This window comes from Paenibacillus sp. P4_E11, assembly GCF_056401635.1.
The window spans coordinates 1-1,678 of record NZ_JBFUIX010000420.1; the positions used below are offsets into that span (position 1 = coordinate 1).

Genomic DNA, 1,678 nt, shown 5'->3' on the forward strand with positions numbered 1-1,678 from the left:
TCATTACCCCGCAAGGAGTTTCAGCCCGTTGTCGCTTATATCGATTCGCTTTGGATAGAGCATCTCAAACCTTACTTCAAGCTCGAATCGTATAATTTGAGCTGGGACGACGGTCTCATTCCGCCATGCGACCTTTGGGTGTTCCCTTCCCAGGAAGGTTGGGATTTCCAGAAGCAAGTCCCGGTGTTGACTGCGATCCATGATTTGATGCACCGCTATGAGAGCCGGTTCCCTGAAGTATCGGAGGCCGGTGAATTCGTCGCGCGAGAGACGATATACCACAACATTTGCCGCTGGAGTGCAGGTGTGCTTGTCGATTCCGAGATCGGACGCCAGCATGTTCACGAGTCGTATGGCCTGCCGATGAATAAGATCTTCGTGTTGCCATTTCTACCTCCCGGATACGTGAATGTGAGTGAGTCGACGGCGCCCCAAGACTTCGATCAGCTTACACTCCCCCGGAAGTATATCTTTTATCCCAGTCATTTCTGGAGGCACAAAAACCATATACGCCTGATTAGAGCGGTCAAATCGTTGTCGGCGGAATTGCCCGACATCCATCTAGTGTTCACCGGGATGGAGAAAGACGGGCTCAACGGAATTATCAAATTGATTCAACGACTGGATATGCAAGACCGTGTGTTTATGCTAGGGTATGTGCCCAACGCGTATATCCCCGAGTTGTTCAAGAGGGCGCGGGCGATGGTGATGCCCACCCTCTTCGGGCCGACCAACATTCCTCCCTTGGAGGCATTCGCTCTTGGTTGTCCAGTGGCCGTTTCCCGGATTTACGGCATGCCGGATCAGGTCGGAGACGCTGCCCTGCTGTTCGATCCGGAATCGATCGAAGAGATCGCTGCTTGCGTGAAGTTATTATGGACGGATGACCTGTTATGCAGGGAGTTAGTCCGGAAAGGCAAGGAACGGGGGGCTCAATGGGGACAACGGGAGTTTAATCGAACATTTCTGAACATCATCAGGGGACTAACCTCCTGAATCCGAGAAAGGGGAGGACGATATGGAACGAGAGTATGGATTGTTTGGGAGCTTCGCTTCTTGGTCGGAAGCCATGAAGTATAGCTTCGATGACGACCCCATGATTTTTCTGGAGAAAGTCAAATCGGCTATTTTGAAAGTAAAGTCAGGGGAAGCGGTATTCGAGCGAGACTCAGTGCTCTTCGATAAGATCGAGCATTCTTATCCGCTGCTCGCCTATTTACTGATGATCGCGACCGCCTCCGGGAACAAGCTTAACGTTTTGGATTTTGGCGGTTCATTGGGCTCCTCATACTTCCAATGCAGAGGCTTTCTGAAGCATGTACCAGAAGTGAAATGGAATGTCGTCGAGCAACAGCACTACGTTGTGTGCGGCAGGGAGGCCGTTCAGGACGATACGCTGCGATTTTTCTACACCGTTGAAGAGTGCAGGGCTGCCACTAATCCTACGACCGTTATTTTGTCTGGCGTCCTGCTCTGCCTCGAAGACCCACATACGTTCTTATCGGAGCTGATGGGGTACGGGTTCGACTACATTATCGTGGACCGGACGCCGTTTCTGCCCGAGGAAGACCGGCTAGCGTTATATGTGATTCCACCGCAAATTCATAAAAAGATCGCCCCGACGTGGCTGATCAGTCAGAAACGTTTCATGAGCCTCTTTGAAGGAAAGTATGAGCTG

2 protein-coding genes are annotated in these 1,678 nt (G+C 51.4%); both read left to right on the plus strand.

What is annotated here, in order from left to right:
- A partial coding sequence (locus AC1DWB_RS34690) for a glycosyltransferase family 4 protein (protein ID WP_477545617.1) occupies positions 1 to 996 on the plus strand: 996 nt, incomplete at its 5' end.
- Between the two features lie 22 nt (positions 997 to 1,018).
- A partial coding sequence (locus AC1DWB_RS34695) for a methyltransferase, TIGR04325 family (protein WP_477545618.1) occupies positions 1,019 to 1,678 on the plus strand: 660 nt, incomplete at its 3' end.